Here is a 22,686-nt window from a genome sequence, read left to right as displayed (position 1 = left end):
TCAGATATATCGTGATAGAGATAAAGGAACGTTGACATGATGCGATGATTATTACGTCAACGGCGTGAATATTTCACCCAGCCCCATCAATTAAAGGCGATAGCCACTAACTCTGCGGTACCCTGACCCCTTTATCGAGATAGAGGCTGCTGTAGTGGGCGCGGTGGGTGACAAACATCACCTGATGGCGGCTGCCGTCGGAGAGGATAATAAAATCCCCCGCCTGAGCGGGGCTCTGCAAGGTAATCTCTTGCTCGGGGGCGGTCAGGCGATCGACATCTTCCCTGAAGGTGAGGGTGTAAGAGTACATATGGCGCTCCACTGCTGGCTCATATCAAACACTCAGTTGAAGGTAGTTGCTGGTAAGGATGGGCGCGGCGCCCGATTGGCGCTGTTAGACCAAATAGCGGTGATGAGAACGTGCGTGGTTTCAGCCGGGTTGTTTTGCTGATGTGCGCTTGAGGCGTTTACATCAAGGCCATTGGTATCAAAACGATGGTAAAGGGGCGAAAATCGGGATGAAAAAACCGCCAGCTGGCGGTTTTTCATATGCTGTGGGCCCTACTTCAGGGCCTTCTTCAGCTTCTTGATCTTGCCTTCATGCTTGGCAATTTTCTCAAGACGAGCGGCGATCTTCTTCTTGATCTCTTTCTTGCTTGCTTTGGCCATCGTGGCGCTCCTTTGCAGTGGGGACACATGAGGTGTCAGTGTGGGTCTTCCCTTTGACGTCTCAGAGTGCCACAGGGCTCCTTTGTGAACCAGCACTCTGTTGCTTTAATAGCCAGCTCGCTATAGCTGCAAGGGGCTGAGCCAGCGCAGTAGTTGCTGGCCAACCTGCGGGCTGGCGAGCAGGGCCATATGACTGGTGCGATAGACAATCAGGGTATGGGCGGGGAGGAAGGCAAGCTGATGGCGTGCTTCGTTGTGCTGGCCGAGGGCGCTGCGTAGCGGCACCAGTCCATCGCCAATCAGCCGGTCGGCCAGCAGGCTGCGCTTGGCGGCAGTGGTCGCGGCAATGGCATAGCAGTTGACGCCACCGGGCAAGGGGAGTGGGATGCGGGGAGCGCGCAAGGGCGCGGCGGGATCGGGTATGGCTACCTCATCGATCACCTGGCCGTGGCGCAGATCCCTGATGCCTGCACTGCGCAGTCGTGCCAGCCTGACGAAGGGCTCGCTGTAGGCGGTGGCGGGCAGCAACTGCTCCAGCCAGTGACCGACATGTTCGAGCGGCGCGCCGTGGTGTGGTGTGCCGAGAAATATCAGGTTGGCAAGGTGCGCAGGCCAGGTGAGCCCGGCCTGGCTGGCATGGTGGCAGGCGCTGCGGGCAACCAGTCCGCCCATGCTGTAGCCCATTATCGTTATCTCTTTGAGCTCTCCCGGCCAGTGGGCGAGCAACTGCTCCAGCAACAGGGCAAGTTGCTGCCCGTTTTGTACGATGGGCAGGCCCGAGTTGTAGCGCAGGTAAAGAGGCTGATAGCCAAGCGCGTTGGCAAGTTGCTCCCCGTGATTGACCGGCTTGCCTTGATGCTCGGTCTGCCACTGCAGATCGTTCATGCAGAGGCCATGGATCATCAGCAGCACCCGTCCCTCGCGGGGTAGATCCTTTGGCATCGCCTGCCAATCGAGGGGCTTGCCCTGATAGCGCAGGGTCATGGGGGTGGCGAGGGCATTGTGGTGCTCGACCAGCTTGTCCCCCAATACGCCGTTGAGGGTGGCGATCAGGGCTGCACGTTTCGGGGTTTCGGGGATCTGGTGGGGCGGCGGAGTGGCTGGCAGGCGGCTGAGCAGATGGTTGATACCGCTGCCCAGGGTGTTGGCGGTGCCGTGTACCCCCTTGTAGACCAGCCCGGTGATCCCGGCTGTTTTTCCCTCATCCCGTCCCTTGAGCCCCATACCGCTCAGTACCGCCTGATGTACCGCTTCGGTGATCTCTACCGCGGCGGGCAGCACCAGAGTCAGCAGGTGCGCCAGCTCGCGGATATCCGAAAGATGCCAAGAAGAGGATGGCGATGGGTCTGTGGCGTCGGTCATGGCAAGCCCTTGTGAAAGCGGGTATCGCGTTGTCGTGCCGCGAAGAGCGCAGCGTATCTCTATATCAAACCAGCTTGCGCCCTTTGTAGCGGGTTTACCAGTACGGGCCATGCATGGCGGGGCTGATAAGAACCGCTTGCGAAGCCGGTCACGGTAATGACAGGGAAAATCACCTCTACTTCGTCATATGAAGCCACATGGAGAGGTGAGGATGTCGCTGTTTGATGAGATGCGGGTACAGGATTTGTGTGCACGGTTGCTCGATAGCCAGAACGGAAAGGGCTGCTCCCTTGAGAGTCGGCATGGCCGCGAGTTGAAGCATCTGTTGCAGGCAGTGGCCGGGATCAAGCCGGTTGGCCGAGGTGCTCATTATGCGTTGACCGACGCGGGGCGGACTTATCTGACCGGACAACTGGCACGGGCTGCGCCCCCCGAACCGGACAAGGGGGAGCAGCTGCAACGAATGGGAGTGAGTTTGCCTGCACGGCTCAATCAGGCCTGCTTTTATGCCCTCTGGCAGGGGGACAGCAAGCATCCGCGGTCAGCATCCCTTGCCGCGCCACTGCTTGCGGAATTGTCGCTCACGCAGGATGAGGTGATCCGCATCCGTACCCTCGAACCGCTCTCACTGGTCGATCTGCAGGGTCAGCAGCACGATATGACTGCAATGATGGCGTTGTTGGGAGAGTTGGCGTTGCCGGAGCGGACTCTGGGCATGCTGGCTGCCATCGGTTGGCAAGGGGAGCGGGTCATTACGGTGGAGAACAAGGGGGCCTTTGTCGACTACCCGCTGCAACCCGGGCAACTGCTGCTTTTTGCCCCCGGTCGCAATACCACCCTGGCCAAACAGCTGATCCCGCTGCTGCCTGCGGGCGTGCAGTGGGCCCATTTTGGCGATCTCGATCAACGGGGTATCGATATTGCCATCGAGCTGGCGCGCGAGCTAAATCGACCGGCCATGCTCTGGCTTCCCTGTGAGCTGCAACCTTATCTGGATCACTATGCCCGTCCGGTACGCACCTTTGCGACGGACAGTGGCAAGGTGCCCTGGCGTGTGACTAAGCAGGCTGATCAGGTCGATAGTCATGGCGCGTTGGCAGGCGTTCCCTGGCTCGATAAACTGATCACAGACGGGACTTGGCTGGAGCAGGAGGTATTGATTCTGGCGCCTCGCTGGTGGAGCTGGTCATTGGAAGCGATGGGCAATCAGGTGTGAAACGGGGAGCCCGCGCTCCCCGTCATTTTGTGGTCAGCTGCTTACTTGGCGTTGATGGGCCCCTTGGTGCCGGCATCATTATCGACCCAGCCATCTTCACCCTTGATGCGGCGATCCCCCTGAATGGTGTAGATGACCATGCCATCCTTGAACACCAGCGCACCATCGGATTTCTTGGCATTGACCTTCTTGTCGTTGACCCACACCTGATCCTTGCCATCGATGCGGATATTAGCCACGGTGGCGCCGGTTTGGGGGAAGGTGGCGATCCAGTTGCCCGCATAGGGGCTGGCGCTGGTTGCCGCGGCCGGAGCATTGCCAACACCGGCAGCTGCGTTCTCAGCCTTGGTTTTGTTGATATCGCAGCCATTGAGCTCGCTCACCTGAGTGCAGCCCGAGCGCTCCAGCTTCTGCTCATAGCTGAGATTCAGACCGCCCTCCGCGGCTGGGGCGGCCGCGCTAAATCCCGCCTTGGCATTTTCCGCTTTGGTTTTGTGAATGTCACAGCCCTGCGCCTCGGTGACCTGGGTGCAGCCGGAGCGCTCCAGCTGCTCGGCATATTTGGCGCTGATGGCGTGGGCAGGGGCGATCCCGAGCAGGGTCAGGGTGATGAGCAGAGCAGCATTCTTGGACATAGATAATCCCTCAAAGATGTAAGTCATGCAGGTTCATCCGCGCAGTTGCGGTCGTGAACGTCGGCCTCTTCTGAGCATCCGATACAGATGCGCAGCTGGCGTATTCACGTTAGCACCTTGGGCCAACCGCGCCCAGCAATGTGGCCGGAAGATAAGGCGAGAGGCGATACGGGTGGAGAGTGCAAGGGATGCGAGATGGCAGTGACATTTCTGCAGAAGATGTGGTAACAAAAGAGCAAGTCGCTGCACGGCATTATCATAATGATAACGACAGCCCAGCTGATATCATTTCAGCCCCTGAAACGGGCCTTTGATGATAATTCTCACCGATGCCGAGATATCGCCTCTGATTATTATCACTCGGCTATTTTATGGCTTGGCTGATCCGCTCAGCTTTTTATTGAATAAACCGCTTAAATAGCCGCTGATTTTGTGGGTGGCATCACACACTTTCGCCATTTATTAATATCTGCCTGCATTTTATTGGTTTGGCACGGTTATTGATTGCCTCATATCGACGCTAACCGACGCGCTCACCCACAACCGGGATGCTGGTGACATCGTGAGTGAAAGGGGAGCTATCCATATCTCATCCAATGATTGGGGCGAACGATGAAAGCAGTTAACGAATTAATCAAAGAGATCAGAGCACTCAAATCCAACCTGCATGAAAAAGATTTTCTGCTGACCTGGGAGCAAACGCCTCAGGAGCTGGAGCTGGTATTGAAACTGGCCGAATCCCTCAAGACCCTGCGCGCCGAAAATATCTGCACCAAACTGTTTAACAGCGGGCTCGGTATCTCGGTTTTCCGCGATAACTCCACCCGAACCCGCTTCTCTTACGCCTCTGCGCTGAACCTGCTCGGTCTGGCCCAGCAGGATCTGGATGAGGGTAAATCCCAGATCGCCCACGGCGAGACCGTCCGTGAAACGGCCAACATGATTTCCTTCTGCGCCGATGCCATCGGCATCCGTGACGACATGTTCCTCGGTGCCGGTAACGCCTATATGCGTGAAGTGGGCGCGGCACTGGATGAAGGGTTCGAGAAGGGGGTGCTGCCCCAGCGTCCGGCGCTGGTCAACCTGCAGTGCGACATTGATCACCCGACCCAGTCCATGGCTGATCTCGCCTGGTTGCAGGAGCACTTTGGCAGCCTGGAGAGCCTCAAGGGCAAGAAGATTGCCATGACCTGGGCCTACTCCCCGAGCTACGGCAAGCCGCTCTCCGTGCCGCAGGGCATCATAGGTCTGATGACACGCTTCGGTATGGATGTGACCCTGGCCCATCCGGAGGGGTATGACCTGATCCCGGACGTGATCGAAGTGGCCAAAGAGAATGCCAAGGCCTCCGGCGGCAGCTTCCGTCAGGTCACCTCCATGGAAGAGGCTTTCAAGGATGCAGATATCGTCTATCCCAAGTCCTGGGCTCCCTACAAGGTGATGGAGCAGCGTACCGAGCTGTTGCGTGCCAATGACCACGCCGGTCTCAAAGAGCTGGAGAAACATTGCCTTGAGCAGAACGCCAAGCACAAGGATTGGCACTGCACCGAGGAGATGATGAAGCTCACCAAGGGGGGCGAGGCGCTCTATATGCACTGCCTGCCGGCCGATATTTCCGGCGTCTCCTGCAAAGAGGGTGAAGTGACCGAAGGGGTATTCGAGAAATATCGTATCGCCACTTATAAAGAGGCGAGCTGGAAGCCCTATATTATCGCCGCCATGATCATGGCTCGTAAATTCTCCGCGCCGGCAGAAACCCTGGAAAATCTGATTAAAGAGGCGCAAAAGCGGGTGAAATAAATAACAGCAGGGGCAGGGTGAATATTCATCCTGCCCACGCTGTCGAATCCATTATTTCGAGTTTTCTCCCCGTGGTATCTGGATAACGGATCTCCCGGCGAGGCAGCTCTTTGTCAGGTAACGCCTAGTGAGGTAAGCATGTCCCAATTTTCGCTGAAGATGGATATTGCCGATAACCGCTTTTTTACCGCCGAGCCATCTCCGCTGTTTTCTCGCGCCGAAGCACAAAAGGCTCGCGCTTTTCATAAAAAACTGGCCGGTTATGAGCCGACCCCATTGTGCGACCTGAAAGATCTGGCCGCCTATATCGGGGTGAAAAATATATTGGTCAAGGACGAGTCAAAGCGCTTTGGCCTCAATGCCTTCAAGATGCTGGGTGGCGTTTATGCCATCGCCAACCTGCTCTGTGAAAAGTACGGGGTGGCCATCGAAGATTTCTCCTTCGATCTCATCAAACGCACCATCAAGGAGCCGATGACCTTCGCCACCACCACTGATGGCAACCACGGTCGTGGCGTCGCCTGGGCCGCCAAGCAGGTGGGTCAGCATGCGGTGGTCTACATGCCCAAGGGCTCTGCCCAGGAGCGGGTTGACCACATTCTCAATCTCGGTGCCGAGTGCATCGTCACCGACATGAACTACGACGACACCGTGCGCCTGACCATGAAGATGGCCGAAGAGCGCGGCTGGCACATAGTGCAGGACACCGCCTGGGAGGGTTACACCAAGATCCCGACCTGGATCATGCAGGGTTACTCCACCCTGGCCGACGAAGCGGTCGAGCAGATGCAGGATATGGGCATCAAGCAGCCGACCCACGTGCTGCTGCAGGCTGGGGTAGGGGCGCTGGCGGGCGGTGTGCTCGGTTATCTGGTGGACTGCTTCGGGGCGAAAAATCTGCACAGCATAGTCGTCGAGCCGGATCAGGCCGACTGCATCTACCGCTCCGGCGTGGCGGGGGAGATGGTCAACGTGGGGGGCGACATGCGCACCATCATGGCCGGTCTTGCCTGTGGCGAACCCAATCCGCTTGGTTGGCCGCTGCTCAAGAGCTGCACCACCCAGTTTATCTCCTGCCACGACAAGGTGTCGGCATTGGGCATGAGAGTGCTTGGCAACCCTCTTGGCAATGACCCCCGCATCATCTCCGGTGAGTCCGGCTCGGTCGGTACCGGCGTGCTGGCTGCGGTGCGTCACCACCCGGATCGCGCGGCGCTGATGGCGCGTCTCGGGCTGGATAGCAACTCGGTCGTGCTGATCATCAACACCGAAGGGGACACCGATGTGAAGCACTACCGGGAAGTGGTGTGGGAAGGCAAACATCCTGCCTGCGACTAGCTCTCCCGCCAGAGCAGAGACACGAATTAAAGCATTGATCGCGCCTCGCCAACGGTGCGCGGTAACGGGCACAGGGCGCGGCCGACGAACAGGCCGCGCACTCTCAGTTGTTATGGAGAATCACAATGAGCAAGCAAATTCCGTTTGAAATGGTGTTGGAGAAGGCCTACCAGTACAAGGCCGAGATGAGTCAGTTCCTGCGCGACATGATCGCCATCCCGAGCGAGAGCTGCGATGAAGAGCGCGTCGTGCTGCGCATCAAGCAGGAGATGGAGAAGGTTGGCTTTGACAAGGTCGAGATCGACCCCATGGGCAACGTGCTGGGCTATATCGGCCACGGTCCGCACCTGATCGCCATGGATGCCCACATCGATACCGTGGGCGTCGGCAACATGGCCAACTGGAAGTTCGACCCCTATGAGGGGATGGAAGATCACGAGATCATCGGTGGCCGCGGCGCATCTGACCAAGAAGGCGGCATGGCATCCATGGTCTATGCGGGCAAGATCATCAAGGATTTGGGACTGGAAGATCAGTACACCCTGCTGGTGACCGGTACCGTGCAGGAGGAGGACTGCGATGGCCTCTGCTGGCAGTACATCATCGAGCAGAGCAAGATCCGCCCCGAGTTCGTGGTCAGTACCGAGCCGACCGACTGCCAGATCTACCGTGGCCAGCGTGGTCGCATGGAGATCCGCGTTGAAGTTCAGGGTGTCAGCTGCCACGGCTCTGCGCCGGAGCGCGGTGACAACGCCATCTTCAAGATGGGCCCGATCCTTGGCGAGCTGCAGGAGCTGAGCCACAACCTCGGCAACGACGACTTCCTCGGCAAGGGCACCCTGACCGTCTCCGAGATCTTCTTCACTTCGCCGAGCCGCTGCGCCGTAGCGGACAGCTGCGCCGTCTCCATCGACCGCCGTCTCACCTGGGGCGAGACCTGGCAAGGGGCACTCGACGAGATCCGCGCCCTGCCTGCGGTGCAAGCCGCCGGTGCCGAGGTCTCCATGTACCAGTACGACCGTCCGGCCTATACCGGTCTGGTCTACCCGACCGAGTGCTACTTCCCGACCTGGAAGGTGGAAGAGGATCACATCACCGTCAAAACCCTCTCCAAGGCTTATCGCGAGCTGTTCAACAAGGAGCCGGTGGTGGACAAGTGGACCTTCTCGACCAACGGGGTCTCCATCATGGGTCGCCACGGTATTCCGGTCATCGGTTTTGGCCCGGGTAAAGAGCCGGAGGCCCACGCCCCGAACGAGAAGACCTGGAAAGAGCATCTGGTCAAGTGCGCCGCCATGTACGCCGTGATCCCCATGCTCTATCTGGCCGAGCTGGACAAGTAAGGGGTCTGCCGGGTGGTGACTGCCATCGCTGCCCGGCTGTTGCAAGTGCCCCGTCTCCATTGAGGCGGGGCTTTGCTGTTTGAAGTGATATTCGAGGTGGTGGGGATGAAACGGCTGATCAAAAACGGTGTGCTGGTCGATGCGCAGGGGGAATATCGTCAGGATCTGCTGATCGATAACGGGGTGATCCGCGCGCGAGCCGCCGCTATCCAGCCCGATGGCGAGACCGACGTGATCGATGCCAGCGGCTGCTACGTGATGCCGGGCGGTATCGATGTCCATACCCACTTCAACATCGACGTGGGCATTGCCCGCAGTTGTGATGACTTTTTCAGCGGTACCCGTGCCGCCGCCTGTGGTGGCACCACCACCATCGTCGATCACATGGGATTTGGTCCGGCGGGGTGCAATCTGCATCACCAGCTGGCCCGCTATCACGACTATGCCGCCGATCAGGCGGTGATCGATTACAGTTTTCACGGCGTTGTCCAACATGTGGATGACGCCATCCTCCACGAGATGGCCGCCATGGTGCAGGAGGAGGGGATCAGCAGCTTCAAGCTCTATCTCACCTACCAGTACAAGCTGGGGGATCACGACGTGCTGCGCGCGCTGGCTCGCCTCAAGGAGGTGGGGGCGCTTGCCACCGTCCATCCCGAGAACGATGCCGCCATCGCGGCGCGCCGGGCGGCCCTGCTGGCCGCCGGCCATCATGAGCCTTGGTATCACCCGCAAAGCCGCCCGCTGGAGTGCGAGGCGGAGGCCATCGCCCGGATGATCAATCTGGCGGGGCTCGCTGGCAATGCGCCGCTCTATATCGTCCACCTCTCCAACGGCTTGGGGCTGGAGTATCTGAAACTGGCGCGCCGTCAGGGGCAACCGGTCTGGGTGGAGACCTGCCCGCAATATCTGCTGCTCGATGAGCAGTGTTATTACAAGGAGAACGGGGTCGACTATCTGCTGAGTCCGCCGCTGCGCTCGCGCCGCGAGCAGGACAAGCTGTGGGTCGGTATCGCTGCGGGTGACATCGACACGGTGGCGACCGATCACTGCAACTTCTCCCACGCCCAGCGCATGACCCTCTCGGAGGGCGATTTCAGCCGCTGCCCCAACGGCTTGCCCGGGGTCGAAAACCGGATGCTGCTGCTCTTTGCCCACGGGGTGCTGGGGGGGCGCATCTCGCCGTCCCGCTTTGTAGCCCTCACCAGCGCCAACTCGGCGCGCCTGTTTGGCCTCTGGCCGCGCAAGGGCAACCTGCAACCGGGGTCTGACGCTGATCTGGTGCTGATGGATCCCCGTGGTGACACCCTGATTTCCCATCAACAGTTGCACGACAACGGCGACTACAGCCCCTACGAGGGGATGCATTGCCCCGGCCGGATCAGAATGACCCTGAGCCGCGGCGAGATAGTCGCTCGCGACGGCGAGTTTCTGGGGCGGCGTGGTCACGGCCGTTTTCTGGCCAGAGCGCCCTTTGATCCGGCCTTGGCGCCGGAGCTGCACTCGCCTTGCCCCACAGTGGCCGGCTGACAATCAGTTCGAAACACGCAGAGCAGCAAGGTTATGTGAACAACGAAAGGTGGGCCGGTATTGCGCCGGCTTGTCCCATCACTGGAGATAACAAGATGAAACAGAGAATCGTACTGGCCCTTGGTGGCAATGCGCTGGGCAACAACCTGCCCGAGCAGATGAAGGCGGTGCAGAGCACGGCGCACACCATTGCCGACCTGATCGCCCAGGGGCATGAGGTGGTGGTGACCCACGGCAACGGCCCGCAGGTGGGGATGATCCAGCAGGCGTTCGAGGTTGCGGCCCGCTATGACCCCAAGGCGCCCCATCTGCCCATGTCGGTCTGCGTGGCCCTGAGTCAGGGTTATATCGGTTATGACCTGCAAAACGCTTTGCGCGAGGCACTGCTTGAACGCGGCATCCACAAGCCGGTTGCCACTTTGGTGACCCAGGTGGAGGTGGATAAAAACGATCCTGCCTTCCTCGACCCGAGCAAACCCATCGGCGGTTTCTTCAGCAAGGAGGAGGCCGGGGCATTGATGGCCAAGGGCGAGCGGCTCAAAGAGGATGCCGGCCGTGGCTATCGCCGGGTGGTCGCATCCCCCAAACCCGTCGATATCATCGAGAAAGAGACCGTATCTGCCATGCTGGCCGCCGGTCAGGTGGTGATCACCGTCGGTGGCGGCGGCATTCCGGTGCTGCGGGAGGGCAATCACCTGCGCGGTGCCAGCGCGGTGATCGACAAGGATTGGGCCAGTGCCAAGCTGGCGGAGCTCATCGACGCCGATATGCTGATCATCCTTACCGCGGTAGAGAAGGTCGCCATCAACTTCGGCAAGCCCGAAGTGCAGTGGCTCGATCAGCTGAGCGTGGCCGATGCCAACAGCTTTATCGCCCAAGGGCAGTTTGCCAAAGGATCCATGTTGCCCAAGGTGGAGGCTGCGCTCTCGTTTGCCACATCTCTGCCGGGGCGAAGATCCCTGATCACCCTGCTGGAAAAGGCAGCCGAGGGGATCGCTGGCAAGACCGGTACCGTGATCAGCCTGTAGCGTGCAAAGCGATGACGGGGTGATAGACAGGGGGCCTTGGCCCCCTGATGTTTTTGGCTCGGGCGCTACTGTGGCTGAGGTCGATTTCCCATAGATCGTGGGCAGCCCGCCAGCACAGGGGTAAGATAGCCACCCCGATAAGGGTTGGCCCATCGGAACAAAAGGCGAAAGGCAGAGCTATGCGTGGTGAGAGATGAGTGGAAAGATCAATATGGCGGCGTTGGTGGGATTGATCCTGCTCACCGCCATCTGGAGTTACAGCTGGATCGTGATGAAGCAGGTGATGCTCTACGCGGGGGCCTTCGAGTTCACCGCTCTGCGCTGCCTGTGCGGGTCTCTGGTTCTGCTGCTGGTACTGGCCCTGCGCGGGCGCCGTTATCTCAAACCCACCCCGTTTCGCTATACCCTCGCCATCGCCCTGTTCCAGACCTGCGGCATGGTGGGGTTGGCCCAGTGGGCGCTGATCAGCGGCGGGGCGGGCAAGGTGGCTATTCTGAGCTACACCATGCCGTTCTGGGTGGTGATCTTCGCGGCGCTCTTTCTCGGTGAGCGGATGCGCAAGCTGCACTATCTGGCGGTCGGAGTGGCCGCCTGCGGGCTGCTGCTGGTGATCCAGCCCTGGCAACTGCACCTGGATTCCATGAAGAGTGCGCTGCTGGGGATTGCCTCCGGTATCTGCTGGGGGATCAGCGCCATCATCGCCAAGCGGATGTATGCCCGCCATCCCGGGGTGGATCTGATGTCCCTCACCACCTGGCAGATGATCTACGCAACCATAGTGATGGCGCTGGTGGCCGCGCTGGTGCCGGAGCGCCCCATCGACTGGCAGCCCTACGTGATGGGGGCGCTGGCCTATAGCGCCATCTTCGCTACCGCCATCGCCTGGAGTCTCTGGTTGTTTGTGCTGAAAAAACTGCCAGCGGGTATCGCCAGCCTCAGCACTCTGGCGGTGCCGGTGACCGGCGTGTTGCTCTCCTGGTGGCTGCTGGGGGAAAACCCGGGGCCGGTGGAGGGGAGCGGCATCGCCCTTATCGTGCTGGCGCTTATCGTCATCAGCCGCAAGGGCAAGCGCTCTGTGGTGTCGGTGGCGGGGGAGACCCGCATCAAGCACGGTTGAGTGGTGACTGGGCTGCCAGTGGCACGATAAACAGCACTCAAAAGAGCCCGCGACAGGGGACCAGCCCCTCGTTACAATTGCGTGGTCTGACTGTGCTGGAGCACAGGTATCTGATTTATTGTGATTATTTCAACGAACCTAACGGCAAGGATGAGACCGTATGATGACGCTGGTGTGGTTGGCTGTAGGCCTGGTGTGTCTGGTGGTGGGGGCCGAATCTCTGGTGCGGGGCGCATCTCGCCTCGCCACCATGATGGGGATATCGCCACTGGTGGTGGGATTGACCATAGTGGCCTTTGGGACCAGTGCTCCCGAGCTGGCGGTGAGCATCCAGTCTGGCCTCGAGGGGCAGGCAGGGATAGCTGTGGGGAACGTGGTCGGCAGCAACATTTTCAACGTGCTGTTTATTTTAGGTATTTCGGCACTGATCGTACCGTTGACCGTCTCCCAGCAACTGGTACGTCTCGACGTTCCCTTGATGATAGTGGTCTCTTTTCTGGTGTTGTTGCTGGGCTACGATGGCCGTATTGCGCCACTGGAAGGGGCGCTGCTGTTTGCCGGCATCATCGCCTACACCGGGTTTCTCTTTGTCCAGAGTCGACGGGAAAACAAAGCGGTGCAGGTGGAGTACGAGCAGGAGTTTGGTACCCGTGAAGCGAGTACGGCGGGCAACTGGTTGCGCAATCTGCTCTTTATTGCCGCAGGTCTGGGTCTGCTGATCCTCGGCTCCCGCCTGCTGGTTGGCAGTGCAGTGGAGATTGCCCACTACTTCGGGGTGAGCGATCTGATCATCGGCTTGACCATAGTGGCGGCCGGTACCTCCTTGCCCGAAGTGGTGACCTCCATCGTCGCAGCCCTGCGCGGGGAGCGGGATATCGCTGTGGGGAACGTGGTGGGCAGCAATATCTTCAATATCCTCTGCGTGCTGGGGCTCACCTCCATCGTCACTCCCGGTGGGCTTGAAGTGTCGGCCACCGCCCTTCAGTTCGATATTCCGGTAATGATTGCGGTGGCGCTTGCCTGCCTGCCCATCTTCTTTACCGGTTACACCATCGCCCGCTGGGAAGGGGCGCTGTTTCTGGCCTACTACATCGGCTACACCTGCTGGCTGATCCTCCACGCCACATCCAGTCCGCTGCAAGGTCAGTTCAGTGCAGCGCTAACCGGTTTTGTGTTGCCGCTCACTGCCATCACTCTGGTTGTGCTGGCGGTGCGAGCCTGGCGATTGCAACGAACCCGGTCGTGATGCAGGTTCTCCTGATGTAAAGGCGCTGCATCAACCGACAGGCCGAAAAAAGCCCCACCATCATGGTGGGGCTTTTTGCTTGGTGATGTCCCGTCCTGAATATGGTTTACACCTTTCCTCCCAATAAATGGAGAACCGGATGGGACAAGGTGTGAAACGGACACAGCGCGATTACTCGCTGACTTTTAAACTGGCGCTGGTCGAGCAGATTGAAAAAGGCGAGCTCACCTACAAACAGGCTCAGGTGCGTTATGGCATTCAGGGCCGCTCCACCGTTCTGGTATGGTTGCGTAAACATGGTCGGCAAGATTGGAGCCAGGGGGCTTCTGTTCGTGCCGGCAGGAGCATCACCATGCCAGACCCCGACAACCAGACGCCCGAGCAGCGTATCAAGGAACTCGAGCAACAGCTGGCGCTGATGAGTCAGAAAGCCCAGTTCTTTGAGGCCGTCGTCGATGTACTGAAGAATGACTACGGCGTCTCTATCGTAAAAAAGCGACCCGGCAAGTCCTCTCGCAGCGGCAAGTCGAGAGGCTGACCATTGTCAGGGCTTGCCTGTTTCTGGGGATAAGCCGGCAGGCTTACTACAAGCGCAATCGGGTCGCCGACGAGCGCCATGCACAGGGCTTGCAGGTGGTGCGCTTCGTGCGTCAGGTTCGACTGCGACAACCTCGGGTGGGCACTCGCAAGCTGCATTATCTGCTGCAGGGTCAGGATGATGGCGGGCTCAAGGTCGGGCGGGACAGGCTGTTTCGGATATTGGCCGAGCACCGCCTGCTGGTGCAGCTTAAGCGGGCGTATCACAAGACCACCCACAGTTTTCACCGTTTCTACCGTCATCCCAACTTGCTCAAAGCGGGACCAGAGCAGGTTACGCCGGTGGCCCCGGAGCAGGTCTGGGTCGCTGATATCACCTATCTGCCAGCCAGGAGCGGGCCGCTGTACCTGAGCCTGGTGACGGATGCCTACTCACGCAAGATAGTGGGCCATCACGTGCACGAAGGGATGCACGCGGAGTCGGTGGCGATGGCGTTCAAGAAAGCGCTGAAGCAACGGTGTGGCAGCGGGGAGCTAATCCATCACTCAGACCGTGGCGTGCAGTATTGCTCGGGACTGTATCAGTCATTACATGAACGGTACGGGGTGAAATGCTCGATGACGGATGGGTATGACTGTTATCAGAATGCGTTGGCGGAGCGGGTGAACGGGATTTTGAAAGGAGAGTTATTGTTGCAAAGCCCGCAGGATTTGGCGCAAGCGCGGGAGATGGTGCGTGAAGCAGTAGATATTTACAACGCGGAGCGACCGCATCATGCGTTGAAATACAGAACCCCCGATGCGGTACATAGGGGGTTCTGAGTAGAGAAATGCTAGTTGAAAATGTGTAAACCTATTTCAGGACTAGACATGAGGGGGACGCGAAGAGCCGTTATCTGCGCTGGGCCAGATGCATCATGGCTTCCAGCACGGCGCCGCCGATGGCGCGGGCCTTGTCCGATACCGTAGTTGCGTCGGCCCGCTCGCCTCTGGGGTCGATGTCACCGATCTTGAAGCCGATGGTCACCTCAATGCCATCGCTGAGCAGCCCCCGCACCATGCCGGAGAGCGGCGCGATAATGGGGGCGTCCCCCACGTGAGCGATCACATCCCCCTCCTGCACAAGATCACCGAGCTTGATCATGCTCTTCATCACCCCGGCGACGGGGGCGCGCACCACCCGGCGGGCGGAGTGCCCCTCGATCACCCCGGGAATGCCGGTATTGGGCTGGGCAGGGCCCTGATAGATGACCCGGCCCAGATGATGACCGCGGTTGGTCTCAATGACCGCATCGCAGTCGCGCCCCGCCTCAAACCCCGGGCCAAGGGCCACCGTAATGGGGGCCATCTCCCTGTGGGTGCCGAGGTTCTGCTTGGCGAGGATGGCATCCACCAGATAGCGGGGCTTGAGCTCGGTGAGGGTGGCGCAGTCGGGGTCAACCAGTAGCGGAATGACGCCCCGATCCAGCTGCTCGAACGCCTGCTCGACGCACTCGACCCGCTTGGCTCGTACTCCTTCGACGCTTGTTTCACCGTCGAACATCCCCTGGGCGAAGGCGACAGTGCGGCGGATCACCGTGGGTTTGTCGAGATCCAGCATCACCACCTTGAAACCGGCATTGTGCAGGCGCAGCGCCACGCCGGTAGCGATATCGCCGGAGCCGCGCATCACCACCAGCTGATCCCGCTTGAGGCGCACATCATCCTGCATCAGACCGCCTGCCTTGCCGTTTTTCACCTGCAACAACTCGGCGAGAATGCTGATGGCGATCTCCTCGGGGGTCTCGGCGCCGATGTTGTAGCCGATGGGGGCGTGCAGCTGCTGCAGTTGCTCCTGGCTCACCCCTTGCTGGCGGAGCGCCTGGGTGAAGGTCTGCACCTTGCGCTTGCTGGCGAGCAGCCCCAGATAGGCGAGGGGACGGCTGATGAGCCGATCCAGCGCCTCCTTGTCCTGATGGTTGGTGGCGATGATGACGAAGTTGGCGGGCTCGATGGCCAGTTTATCGATCACCGCGCTGATGGTATCGGCCTGCACCAGATGGGTACCGGCGGGGAAGAGGTCAGGGTTGAGGCTCCCCTCGAAGCAATCCCCTACATGGACATCAAAGCCGAGCGGCGCCGCAGCATGGGCCACAGCCCGGTTGACGTGGCCGGCACCAATGAGCACCAGCCGTGGTCGCAGACCATAGACATCGATATAGACCGACATTGCACCACCGCAATCCGACCCGACCGCATGCTCACCGTTGCGTGCCATCCGGCCGTGGAAGATACGGGGCTTGCGTTCGGCAATGGCGGCCATCGCTTCCTCGATCACCAGCCGCTCGATCATGCCGCCGCCGATGGTACCGAGGATCTGGCCATCGGCCATCACCAGCATCTGGGCCTGATGGCGCGGTGTGGAGCCCCGGCTCTCGATGATCTGGGCCATGGCAAACGGCGTGTTCTCCTGTTCCAGTCGGGCTGCGTGTGCAAACAGATTCATAAGGTACCTCTTTTCATCCTTAAAACGTCAGGGGCGAGGCTAAAGCGCCTCCCCGTGCGGAGCTGTGCAGATCAGGTGACGGATGGGGGGGGATTCGCGCACGGCCCCCTGCCAGATGGCGTGGATCTCGGGGTGGCGGCTCTGCAGCTTTATCAATTCCGCCAGCCACGACGCCTCATTTTGATAATCGCCATTGATAAACCAGATCCGGCGCGCCCCGGGCGGGGTGCCCTTGAACACCCCCTCGGGGTGGGAGAGCAGCCTGTCAAACAGTGCCCAGTCAAGTGGCTCACCCGCCGCAATCCCGCACAGGGCCTGCAATTCAGCCCAGCGGTGGATCTGCGCCGGTTCGGCATTGGCTCCCACCATGGCGCCGCCCAGCAGGGCGATCACCCAGTCACTCTGGTGTGGAATGCAAGGTTCGTGCAAAGCGGGCACTTTCAATAACTTGTGATGGGCGCCATCCGCTTCGACCAGGATGAGATCGAAGCGCTTCTGTCCTTTGAGCAGGTCGATTTGGCGCAGATCCGGCCCTGCAACCTTGCCGGTGCGCTCGTCGAGATGGCTGAACAGGGCAACCAGGGTCGGTTTATCGGGCAGTTGCTGGCAGCGGGTCAGCTGGCGGACGGGATCGGCTTCAATAATCAATTCCCGATAGTGTGACGGGGCAGGTAGAAACATCCGGGTGGTGGTGGTAATTAGCACCTTTTTACCCTGTTTATAAAAATATTCCGCCAGCCAGAACAGGGTGCTGGTTTTTCCACCGGCCCCGCAGAGGCTAATTAAGGTGGTACGGCTATCAATATTTTCGGTGAGCGGGTTTAATAGCGGATCTATATCTGGAAATGCGATAGCAACAACATGTGGTAGCGACATAATGACGACCAAAATAAATATCGAAGGGAGTGGAAAACAACGTTGCCAGGAACAAGTGCAGTGTGACTGTATAATAACGGCGGCGGGTTTATCTTCCCGAATGGGTACCTGGAAAATGATGCTACCTTATTGCCAGGGGACAATGCTTGATGCAAGTCTCAAAAATGCCCTGGTTTTTTGTCAGCGGGTTATTCTGGTGGTGGGCCATCGTGGCGAGGAACTTCAAGCCCGCTACGGGTCACGGCCGGATATTGTTGTCGTCCACAACCCCGACTATCGGCAGGGGCTGGGCAGCTCCATCCGCTGCGCCCTGGCGGCCAGTGACGCTGACTACCTCTTTATCAGCCACGGGGATCTCCCCTGTATCCCGCGCGAGGTCTATCAACAGCTCTGGCAGGCACGGGGTTGTGAGGCTCTCTTTCCCACCTGGCAGGGGGAGGCGGGCCATCCGGTGTTGCTGCCAAAATCCCTTGCCCGCGAGTTGGCAGCGGCCCCGGTGCAGTCGTCGGTACGGTGCTGGTTGCAAGGGCATCCGCACCGTATGGTGCCAGTTGACAGCCCCGCCATCCTGTTTGATGTGGATACCCCGGAGCGCTATCAGGCGCTGCTGGGTGGCATTCTTGAAAATGAGAGTTAGCCCACGAAATAACCCAGTTTAAAAAGATAACGGGGAGATAAATGGCGTATCAAAGTGATATTTCTCGCACTTAATCTGATAGGGCGAGTTCTTTTTGAACTGCTCATTAAGTAAATTCCAGAGTGATTGATAACTACTCGCAATACCCATAATGGTGACATCGTAATTTCTCATCATTAATTGGAGCTGTCTCACGCTTTTACCCTAAAAAATAGTTTTGTAGCTCGTTTTGTAACTGTAGTGGCCTGATAGTTGCTCTTCTCCTTGCCAAGGGGGAACACCCGTGCGGGATACCCCATTTATTCATGCTGCCAATGCGCAGAACAGCTGCAAGGAGATAGCCATGGGCGATATTATGCGACCCGTTCCCTTCAAGAACCTTCTGACCCGTATTTTTGCGGAATATAAAGAGAGTCAGAGCATTTTCGGTATTCCCGCCGCACAATTTTATCGCAAGCCGGACGAGCGCAAGATCAAGGTGTTCGGTGAAACCTGCGAGACCCCCATCGGCCCGGCAGCCGGCCCCCATACCCAGTTGGCCCAGAACATCGTCACCTCCTGGCTGACTGGCGGGCGCTTTATCGAGCTCAAGACGGTGCAGATCCTGGACCGTCTCGAACTGGAAAAGCCCTGCATCGACGCCGAAGACGAGTGCTTCAACACCGAGTGGTCTACCGAGTTCACCCTGCCCAAGGCGTTTGATGAGTATCTGAAAGCCTGGTTTGCCCTCTACCTGCTGGAGGAGGTGTTTGACCCGCGCCTCGACGGAGAGGCCAAGTCCTTTATCTTCAACATGAGCGTGGGTTACAACCTTGACGGCATCAAACAGCCACCAATGCAGCAGTTTATCCACAGCCTGATGGATGCAAGCCAAAGTCCGAAATTTGCTGAATACCAGCAGGTGGTACGTGAGCTGGTGGCCGACGAGCAGTTTATCGCCGAGCTGGGGCTGGGGGCGCGCCGCGATCGTCTGCAACAGCTGGTGGATCGCATCCCGGCCGAGCTGGTGCACGGTGTTACCCTCTCCACCATGCACGGCTGCCCGCCGAACGAGATTGAGGCCATCTGCCGCTACATGCTGGAAGAGAAGGGACTCAACACCTTCGTCAAACTGAACCCGACCCTGCTGGGCTACCCGCGGGTGCGCGAGATCCTCGATACCTGCGGCTTTGATTACATTGGTCTGAGCGAAGAGTCGTTCGATCACGACCTCAAGCTGGATCAGGCCAAGGCGATGCTGACCCGTCTGATGGCGCTGGGGGCCGAGAAGGGGCTCACCTTCGGGGTCAAGCTGACCAACACCCTCGGCACCATCAACCGCAAAGGGGCACTGCCGGGGGATGAGATGTACATGTCCGGCCGGGCGCTGTTCCCGCTCTCCATCAACGTGGCGGCCGTGCTGTCTCGCGCCTTCGATGGCAAGCTGCCCATCTCCTACTCGGGTGGCGCCAGCAAGTTCAATATCGCGGAGATCTTCGAGACCGGTATTCGTCCCATCACCATGGCCACCGACCTGCTGAAACCGGGTGGCTACCTGCGCCAGATCGAGTGCCTCAAAGAGATCGACGCTTCTGACAGCTGGGGCATGAGTCAGGTAGATGTGGCCAAGCTGGAAACGCTTGCCGCCAAGGCCCTCACTATGGATTACACCCAGAAGGAGTGGAAGTCCGACGATCGCATCGAAGTGGGTGGCGGCCTGCCGCTGACCGACTGCTATGTGGCACCCTGCGTCACCGCCTGCGCCGTGCATCAGGATATCCCCGAGTACATTCGCCTGATGGGCGAGGGGGAGTATGTGGCGGCCCTTGAGCTGATTTATCAGCGCAACGCCTTGCCCGCCATCACCGGCCATATCTGCGATCACCAGTGCCAGTACAACTGCACCCGTCTCGACTACGACAGCGCGCTCAATATCCGCGAGCTGAAAAAAGTGGCGCTGGAGCGCGGCTGGGAAGGGTACAAGGCGCGCTGGCACAAACCGGCAGGTAGCGGTGACAAGCACCCGGTTGCGGTGATTGGCGCCGGTCCTGCCGGTCTCTCCGCCGGTTACTTCCTGGCCCGCGCCGGTCACCCGGTCACCGTGTTCGAGCGTGAAGCCGATGCCGGTGGCGTGGTCAAGCACATCATCCCCGAGTTCCGCATTCCGGCCGAACTTATCCAGCATGACATCGACTTTGTCGCCGCCCACGGGGTCAAGTTCGAGTTTGGCTGCGATCCGGCGCTCACCGTCGACAAGCTGCATGCCCAGGGCTTTAGCTATGTTTTCGTTGGCATCGGTGCCGACAAGAATGGCGGCATGCGCCTCGAGGGGGGTCACGAGCGGATTTACAAATCCTTCCACTTCCTGCGCAGCTTCAATCAGGGCAAACCGCTGCCGCTGGGCCGCCATGTGGCGGTGATCGGTGCCGGCAACACCGCCATGGACTGTGCCCGCGCTGCCCTCAAGGTGCCCGGTGTCAGCGATGTGACCGTTATCTACCGTCGCAGCGAAAAAGAGATGCCCGCCTATCGCGAGGAGTATCTGGAAGCGGTGGAGGATGGGGTGCGTTTCTGCTTCCTCACCAATCCGGAGCGCTTTGACAAAGATGGCAAGCTTGTCGTGCGGATGATGGCGCTGGGGGATCCTGACGAGCAGGGCCGCCGCCGTCCGGTGCCTACCGAGCAGACCGAAGTGATGCAGATGGATGCCCTGATCACCGCCATCGGCGAGCAGCCTGACTGCGAGGTGCTCAAAGCGATGGGGATTCCTCTTGGCAACGATGGCTGGCCCGAGGTGGATGGCCAGACCGGCGAAACCAGCCGTCGCAACGTATTCCTTATCGGTGACGTGCAGAGCGGCCCATCCTCGATCGTCGGTGCCATCGGTGGTGCCCGCCGCGCCGCGGATCTGGTGCTCTCTCGCGAGCATATCGCCAGCCAGCAGAGTGAAGTGACCATCCAGCCGTCGGGCAAGGATGAGATCTACCGTCGCAAGGGGAGCATCGCCGTCACCATGGTTGACAAGAGCGAGCGCGATGCCTTCGTGGCGCAAGAGGCGCACCGTTGTCTCGAGTGCAACTACCTCTGCAGCAAGTGCGTGGATGTCTGCCCCAACCGGGCCAACGTCGCCATAGCGGTGCCGGGCTTCAAAGACCAGTTCCAGACCCTGCACCTGGATGCCTACTGCAACGAATGTGGCAACTGCGCCCAGTTCTGCCCGTGGCAGGGCAAGCCCTATCAGGACAAGGTCACCATCTTCAGCCTGCCCGAGGACTTCGACAACAGCCGCAACCCCGGTTTCTATCTGGCTGACGGTGGCGAACTGCGGGTGCGTCAGGATGGCGAGACCTATCGCCTGACCATAGATGCCCAGAGCCGGATCAAGGATGCGCCAGCGGCCCTTGGCGACATGTGCCGGATCATCAGCCATGTCCATGCTCATCACCACTACCTGCTGGGGGCCGTCGAGGCCTGAGCGAACCACGAATAAGCGAAGGAGCAAACCATGTTTATTCTGAAGAACGTCACCGCTGTCCAGCTGGAGCCGACCCGGGTGCTGGAAGGGGTGGATATCGCCATCGAAGGATCGCTTATCAAAGCGGTGGGGCCCAATCTGCGGGCCCTCTACCCGGAGGCCAACTATCGGGAGATGGGGGGCAAGCTGGTGATGCCGGGCATCGTCTGTGCCCACAACCACTTCTACTCCGGCCTGTCGCGGGGGATCATGGCCAATATCGCCCCTTGCCCGGACTTTATCTCCACCCTGAAAAACCTCTGGTGGCGCCTCGATCGGGCGCTCGATGAAGAGTCCCTCTACTACAGCGGCCTCATCTGCTCGCTGGAAGCGATCAAGAGCGGCTGCAGTGCGGTGATCGACCACCACGCTTCGCCCAACTTCATCAAGGGCTCCCTGAATGTGTTGCGCAAAGGGTTTATGGAGGCGGGTCTGCGTGGCATGACCTGCTTCGAGACTACGGATCGCAACGGCGGCCTCGCCGAACTGCAGGCCGGGGTGGAGGAGAACATCCTGTTCGCGCAGGCCATTGATGCCGCCAAGGCCAAGGGGAGCGATCCCTATCTGGTGGAGGCTCATATCGGCGCCCACGCCCCCTTCACCGTGCCCGACGAGGGACTCGCCATGCTGCGCGAAGCGGTGCAGGTCACCGGTCGCGGGCTGCATATCCATGTGGCGGAAGACCGCTACGACATGGCCCATGGTCACCACCACTATGGCAAGGAGCCCATCGCCCGGCTGGACGAGTTTGGCCTTGTCGACAGCAAGACCCTGATCGCCCACGGCATCTACCTGAGCCCGGCCGACATCGAGCTGCTCAACAGCCGCGATGCCTTCCTGGTGCATAACGCCCGCTCCAACATGAACAACCATGTGGGCTACAACATGCACCTGCCGGAGTATCGCAATCTGGCACTTGGCACCGATGGTATCGGCTCCGACATGCTCGAAGAGCTCAAGTTCGCCTACTTCAAACACAAGGATGCCGGCGGAGCGCTCTGGCCCGACAGCTTTGCCCGCTTCCTCTGGAATGGCAACACCCTGCTGGAACGCAACTTCGGCGCCAAATTTGGCCGCCTGGAGCCGGGTTACAAGGCCGACCTCACCATCTGCGACTACGCCGCACCGACCCCGCTGGCGCCGCGCAACCTCGGCGGCCATCTCGCCTTCGGTATGGGCTCATCCTCGGTCAACAGCGTGATGGTCGAGGGACGCATGGTCTATCAGGATCGCGAGTTCGCCTTTGACGTCGAGCCCATTTATCAGCAGGCCAGCAAGGTGGCGAGCCGCCTGTGGCAACGGATGGATCAGCTGGCCTGAGGCCACCCTCCGCACGTTTGGACTGGATTGCCCGCCCTGTGGATTTTCCCGGCG

The 22,686-nt window shown here is 59.7% G+C and carries 17 protein-coding genes; 12 read left to right on the top strand and 5 right to left on the bottom strand.

Features of this window, described 5'->3' with window-relative positions; translation table 11 throughout:
• Positions 1-106: 106 nt before the first annotated feature.
• Positions 107-310: a hypothetical protein gene (locus I6L35_RS17030; RefSeq protein WP_005345744.1), complete on the bottom strand. Its 204-nt coding sequence runs from the start codon at positions 308-310 to the stop codon at positions 107-109.
• Positions 311-789: 479 nt separating this feature from the next.
• Complete coding sequence (locus tag I6L35_RS17025) at positions 790-2,031, bottom strand: alpha/beta fold hydrolase (protein WP_216978843.1); 1,242 nt, start codon at positions 2,029-2,031, stop codon at positions 790-792.
• 211 nt (positions 2,032-2,242) lie between these two features.
• On the opposite strand from I6L35_RS17025, the gene I6L35_RS17020 reads away from it, so the two are divergent.
• Positions 2,243-3,247 carry a Wadjet anti-phage system protein JetD domain-containing protein gene (locus tag I6L35_RS17020; RefSeq protein WP_216978842.1) on the top strand — a complete coding sequence of 335 codons (1,005 nt, stop codon included), beginning with the start codon at positions 2,243-2,245 and terminating at the stop codon, positions 3,245-3,247.
• Between the two features lie 41 nt (positions 3,248-3,288).
• Here I6L35_RS17020 and I6L35_RS17015 read toward each other — a convergent pair whose 3' ends face one another.
• Positions 3,289-3,882 carry a hypothetical protein gene (locus I6L35_RS17015; RefSeq protein ID WP_216978841.1) on the bottom strand — a complete coding sequence of 198 codons (594 nt, stop codon included), beginning with the start codon at positions 3,880-3,882 and terminating at the stop codon, positions 3,289-3,291.
• 612 nt (positions 3,883-4,494) lie between these two features.
• On the opposite strand from I6L35_RS17015, the gene ygeW reads away from it, so the two are divergent.
• From ygeW to I6L35_RS16975, 8 genes are all read left to right on the top strand, one after another.
• Positions 4,495-5,682 carry a knotted carbamoyltransferase YgeW gene (gene ygeW, locus I6L35_RS17010; RefSeq protein ID WP_005336811.1) on the top strand — a complete coding sequence of 396 codons (1,188 nt, stop codon included), beginning with the start codon at positions 4,495-4,497 and terminating at the stop codon, positions 5,680-5,682.
• Positions 5,683-5,820: 138 nt separating this feature from the next.
• A complete protein-coding gene (gene dpaL, locus I6L35_RS17005) occupies positions 5,821-7,020 on the top strand; it encodes a diaminopropionate ammonia-lyase (RefSeq protein ID WP_139408281.1) in 1,200 nt (399 codons plus the stop codon).
• A 125-nt stretch (positions 7,021-7,145) separates the two neighbouring features.
• Positions 7,146-8,363, top strand: coding sequence for a YgeY family selenium metabolism-linked hydrolase (locus I6L35_RS17000; protein ID WP_101530615.1), 1,218 nt, complete (start codon positions 7,146-7,148; stop codon positions 8,361-8,363).
• A gap of 105 nt (positions 8,364-8,468) precedes the next feature.
• On the top strand, positions 8,469-9,893 hold the full coding sequence (gene hydA, locus I6L35_RS16995) for a dihydropyrimidinase (protein WP_216978840.1): 1,425 nt from the start codon (positions 8,469-8,471) through the stop codon (positions 9,891-9,893).
• Between the two features lie 95 nt (positions 9,894-9,988).
• Positions 9,989-10,921: a carbamate kinase gene (arcC, locus tag I6L35_RS16990; RefSeq protein WP_216978839.1), complete on the top strand. Its 933-nt coding sequence runs from the start codon at positions 9,989-9,991 to the stop codon at positions 10,919-10,921.
• A 193-nt stretch (positions 10,922-11,114) separates the two neighbouring features.
• Complete coding sequence (locus tag I6L35_RS16985; protein ID WP_216978838.1) at positions 11,115-12,038, top strand: DMT family transporter; 924 nt, start codon at positions 11,115-11,117, stop codon at positions 12,036-12,038.
• Between the two features lie 160 nt (positions 12,039-12,198).
• Positions 12,199-13,284: a calcium/sodium antiporter gene (locus I6L35_RS16980; RefSeq protein ID WP_216978837.1), complete on the top strand. Its 1,086-nt coding sequence runs from the start codon at positions 12,199-12,201 to the stop codon at positions 13,282-13,284.
• A gap of 139 nt (positions 13,285-13,423) precedes the next feature.
• Positions 13,424-14,643 (top strand): IS3 family transposase gene (locus tag I6L35_RS16975; RefSeq protein ID WP_216978836.1). Its coding sequence is split into 2 segments (ribosomal slippage): positions 13,424-13,772 and positions 13,772-14,643, totalling 1,221 coding nucleotides; the frame shifts between segments, so codons are not numbered across the junction.
• 70 nt (positions 14,644-14,713) lie between these two features.
• Here I6L35_RS16975 and yqeB read toward each other — a convergent pair.
• Positions 14,714-16,306, bottom strand: a complete 1,593-nt coding sequence (gene yqeB, locus I6L35_RS16970; protein WP_216978835.1) for a selenium-dependent molybdenum cofactor biosynthesis protein YqeB — start codon at positions 16,304-16,306, stop codon at positions 14,714-14,716.
• A 39-nt stretch (positions 16,307-16,345) separates the two neighbouring features.
• The gene (yqeC, locus tag I6L35_RS16965; RefSeq protein WP_216978834.1) at positions 16,346-17,182 is read right to left on the bottom strand and encodes a selenium cofactor biosynthesis protein YqeC; all 837 of its coding nucleotides are present in this window, start codon (positions 17,180-17,182) and stop codon (positions 16,346-16,348) included.
• Between the two features lie 100 nt (positions 17,183-17,282).
• Here yqeC and I6L35_RS16960 point away from each other — a divergent pair, with 100 nt between their 5' ends.
• From I6L35_RS16960 to ssnA, 3 genes are all read left to right on the top strand, one after another.
• Positions 17,283-17,819 (top strand): NTP transferase domain-containing protein, encoded by a 537-nt coding sequence (locus I6L35_RS16960; protein ID WP_206525802.1) that lies wholly within the window; start codon positions 17,283-17,285, stop codon positions 17,817-17,819.
• Between the two features lie 343 nt (positions 17,820-18,162).
• Positions 18,163-21,273 (top strand): putative selenate reductase subunit YgfK, encoded by a 3,111-nt coding sequence (ygfK, locus tag I6L35_RS16955; protein ID WP_216978833.1) that lies wholly within the window; start codon positions 18,163-18,165, stop codon positions 21,271-21,273.
• Positions 21,274-21,303: 30 nt separating this feature from the next.
• Entirely contained in the window at positions 21,304-22,632 is a 1,329-nt protein-coding gene (gene ssnA / locus I6L35_RS16950) for a putative aminohydrolase SsnA (RefSeq protein ID WP_216978832.1), read from the top strand.
• The last annotated feature ends 54 nt before the right edge of the window (positions 22,633-22,686 follow it).

Origin of the sequence: Aeromonas sp. FDAARGOS 1405 (assembly GCF_019048265.1) — a bacterium.
Lineage (GTDB): Bacteria > Pseudomonadota > Gammaproteobacteria > Enterobacterales > Aeromonadaceae > Aeromonas > Aeromonas veronii_A.
Note: the sequence above shows the minus strand (reverse complement) of the source record. Positions and strands in the feature narration are given on the sequence as shown.

Bases quoted from the DNA above. Each gene is read 5' to 3' on its own strand.
- I6L35_RS17030 (WP_005345744.1), bottom strand. From the start codon at position 310: ATGTACTCTTACACCCTCACCTTCAGGGAAGATGTCGATCGCCTGACC.
- I6L35_RS17025 (WP_216978843.1), bottom strand. From the start codon at position 2,031: ATGACCGACGCCACAGACCCATCGCCATCCTCTTCTTGGCATCTTTCG.
- I6L35_RS17020 (WP_216978842.1), top strand. From the start codon at position 2,243: ATGTCGCTGTTTGATGAGATGCGGGTACAGGATTTGTGTGCACGGTTG.
- I6L35_RS17015 (WP_216978841.1), bottom strand. From the start codon at position 3,882: ATGTCCAAGAATGCTGCTCTGCTCATCACCCTGACCCTGCTCGGGATC.
- ygeW (WP_005336811.1), top strand. From the start codon at position 4,495: ATGAAAGCAGTTAACGAATTAATCAAAGAGATCAGAGCACTCAAATCC.
- dpaL (WP_139408281.1), top strand. From the start codon at position 5,821: ATGTCCCAATTTTCGCTGAAGATGGATATTGCCGATAACCGCTTTTTT.
- I6L35_RS17000 (WP_101530615.1), top strand. From the start codon at position 7,146: ATGAGCAAGCAAATTCCGTTTGAAATGGTGTTGGAGAAGGCCTACCAG.
- hydA (WP_216978840.1), top strand. From the start codon at position 8,469: ATGAAACGGCTGATCAAAAACGGTGTGCTGGTCGATGCGCAGGGGGAA.
- arcC (WP_216978839.1), top strand. From the start codon at position 9,989: ATGAAACAGAGAATCGTACTGGCCCTTGGTGGCAATGCGCTGGGCAAC.
- I6L35_RS16985 (WP_216978838.1), top strand. From the start codon at position 11,115: ATGAGTGGAAAGATCAATATGGCGGCGTTGGTGGGATTGATCCTGCTC.
- I6L35_RS16980 (WP_216978837.1), top strand. From the start codon at position 12,199: ATGATGACGCTGGTGTGGTTGGCTGTAGGCCTGGTGTGTCTGGTGGTG.
- yqeB (WP_216978835.1), bottom strand. From the start codon at position 16,306: ATGAATCTGTTTGCACACGCAGCCCGACTGGAACAGGAGAACACGCCG.
- yqeC (WP_216978834.1), bottom strand. From the start codon at position 17,182: ATGTCGCTACCACATGTTGTTGCTATCGCATTTCCAGATATAGATCCG.
- I6L35_RS16960 (WP_206525802.1), top strand. From the start codon at position 17,283: ATGGGTACCTGGAAAATGATGCTACCTTATTGCCAGGGGACAATGCTT.
- ygfK (WP_216978833.1), top strand. From the start codon at position 18,163: ATGGGCGATATTATGCGACCCGTTCCCTTCAAGAACCTTCTGACCCGT.
- ssnA (WP_216978832.1), top strand. From the start codon at position 21,304: ATGTTTATTCTGAAGAACGTCACCGCTGTCCAGCTGGAGCCGACCCGG.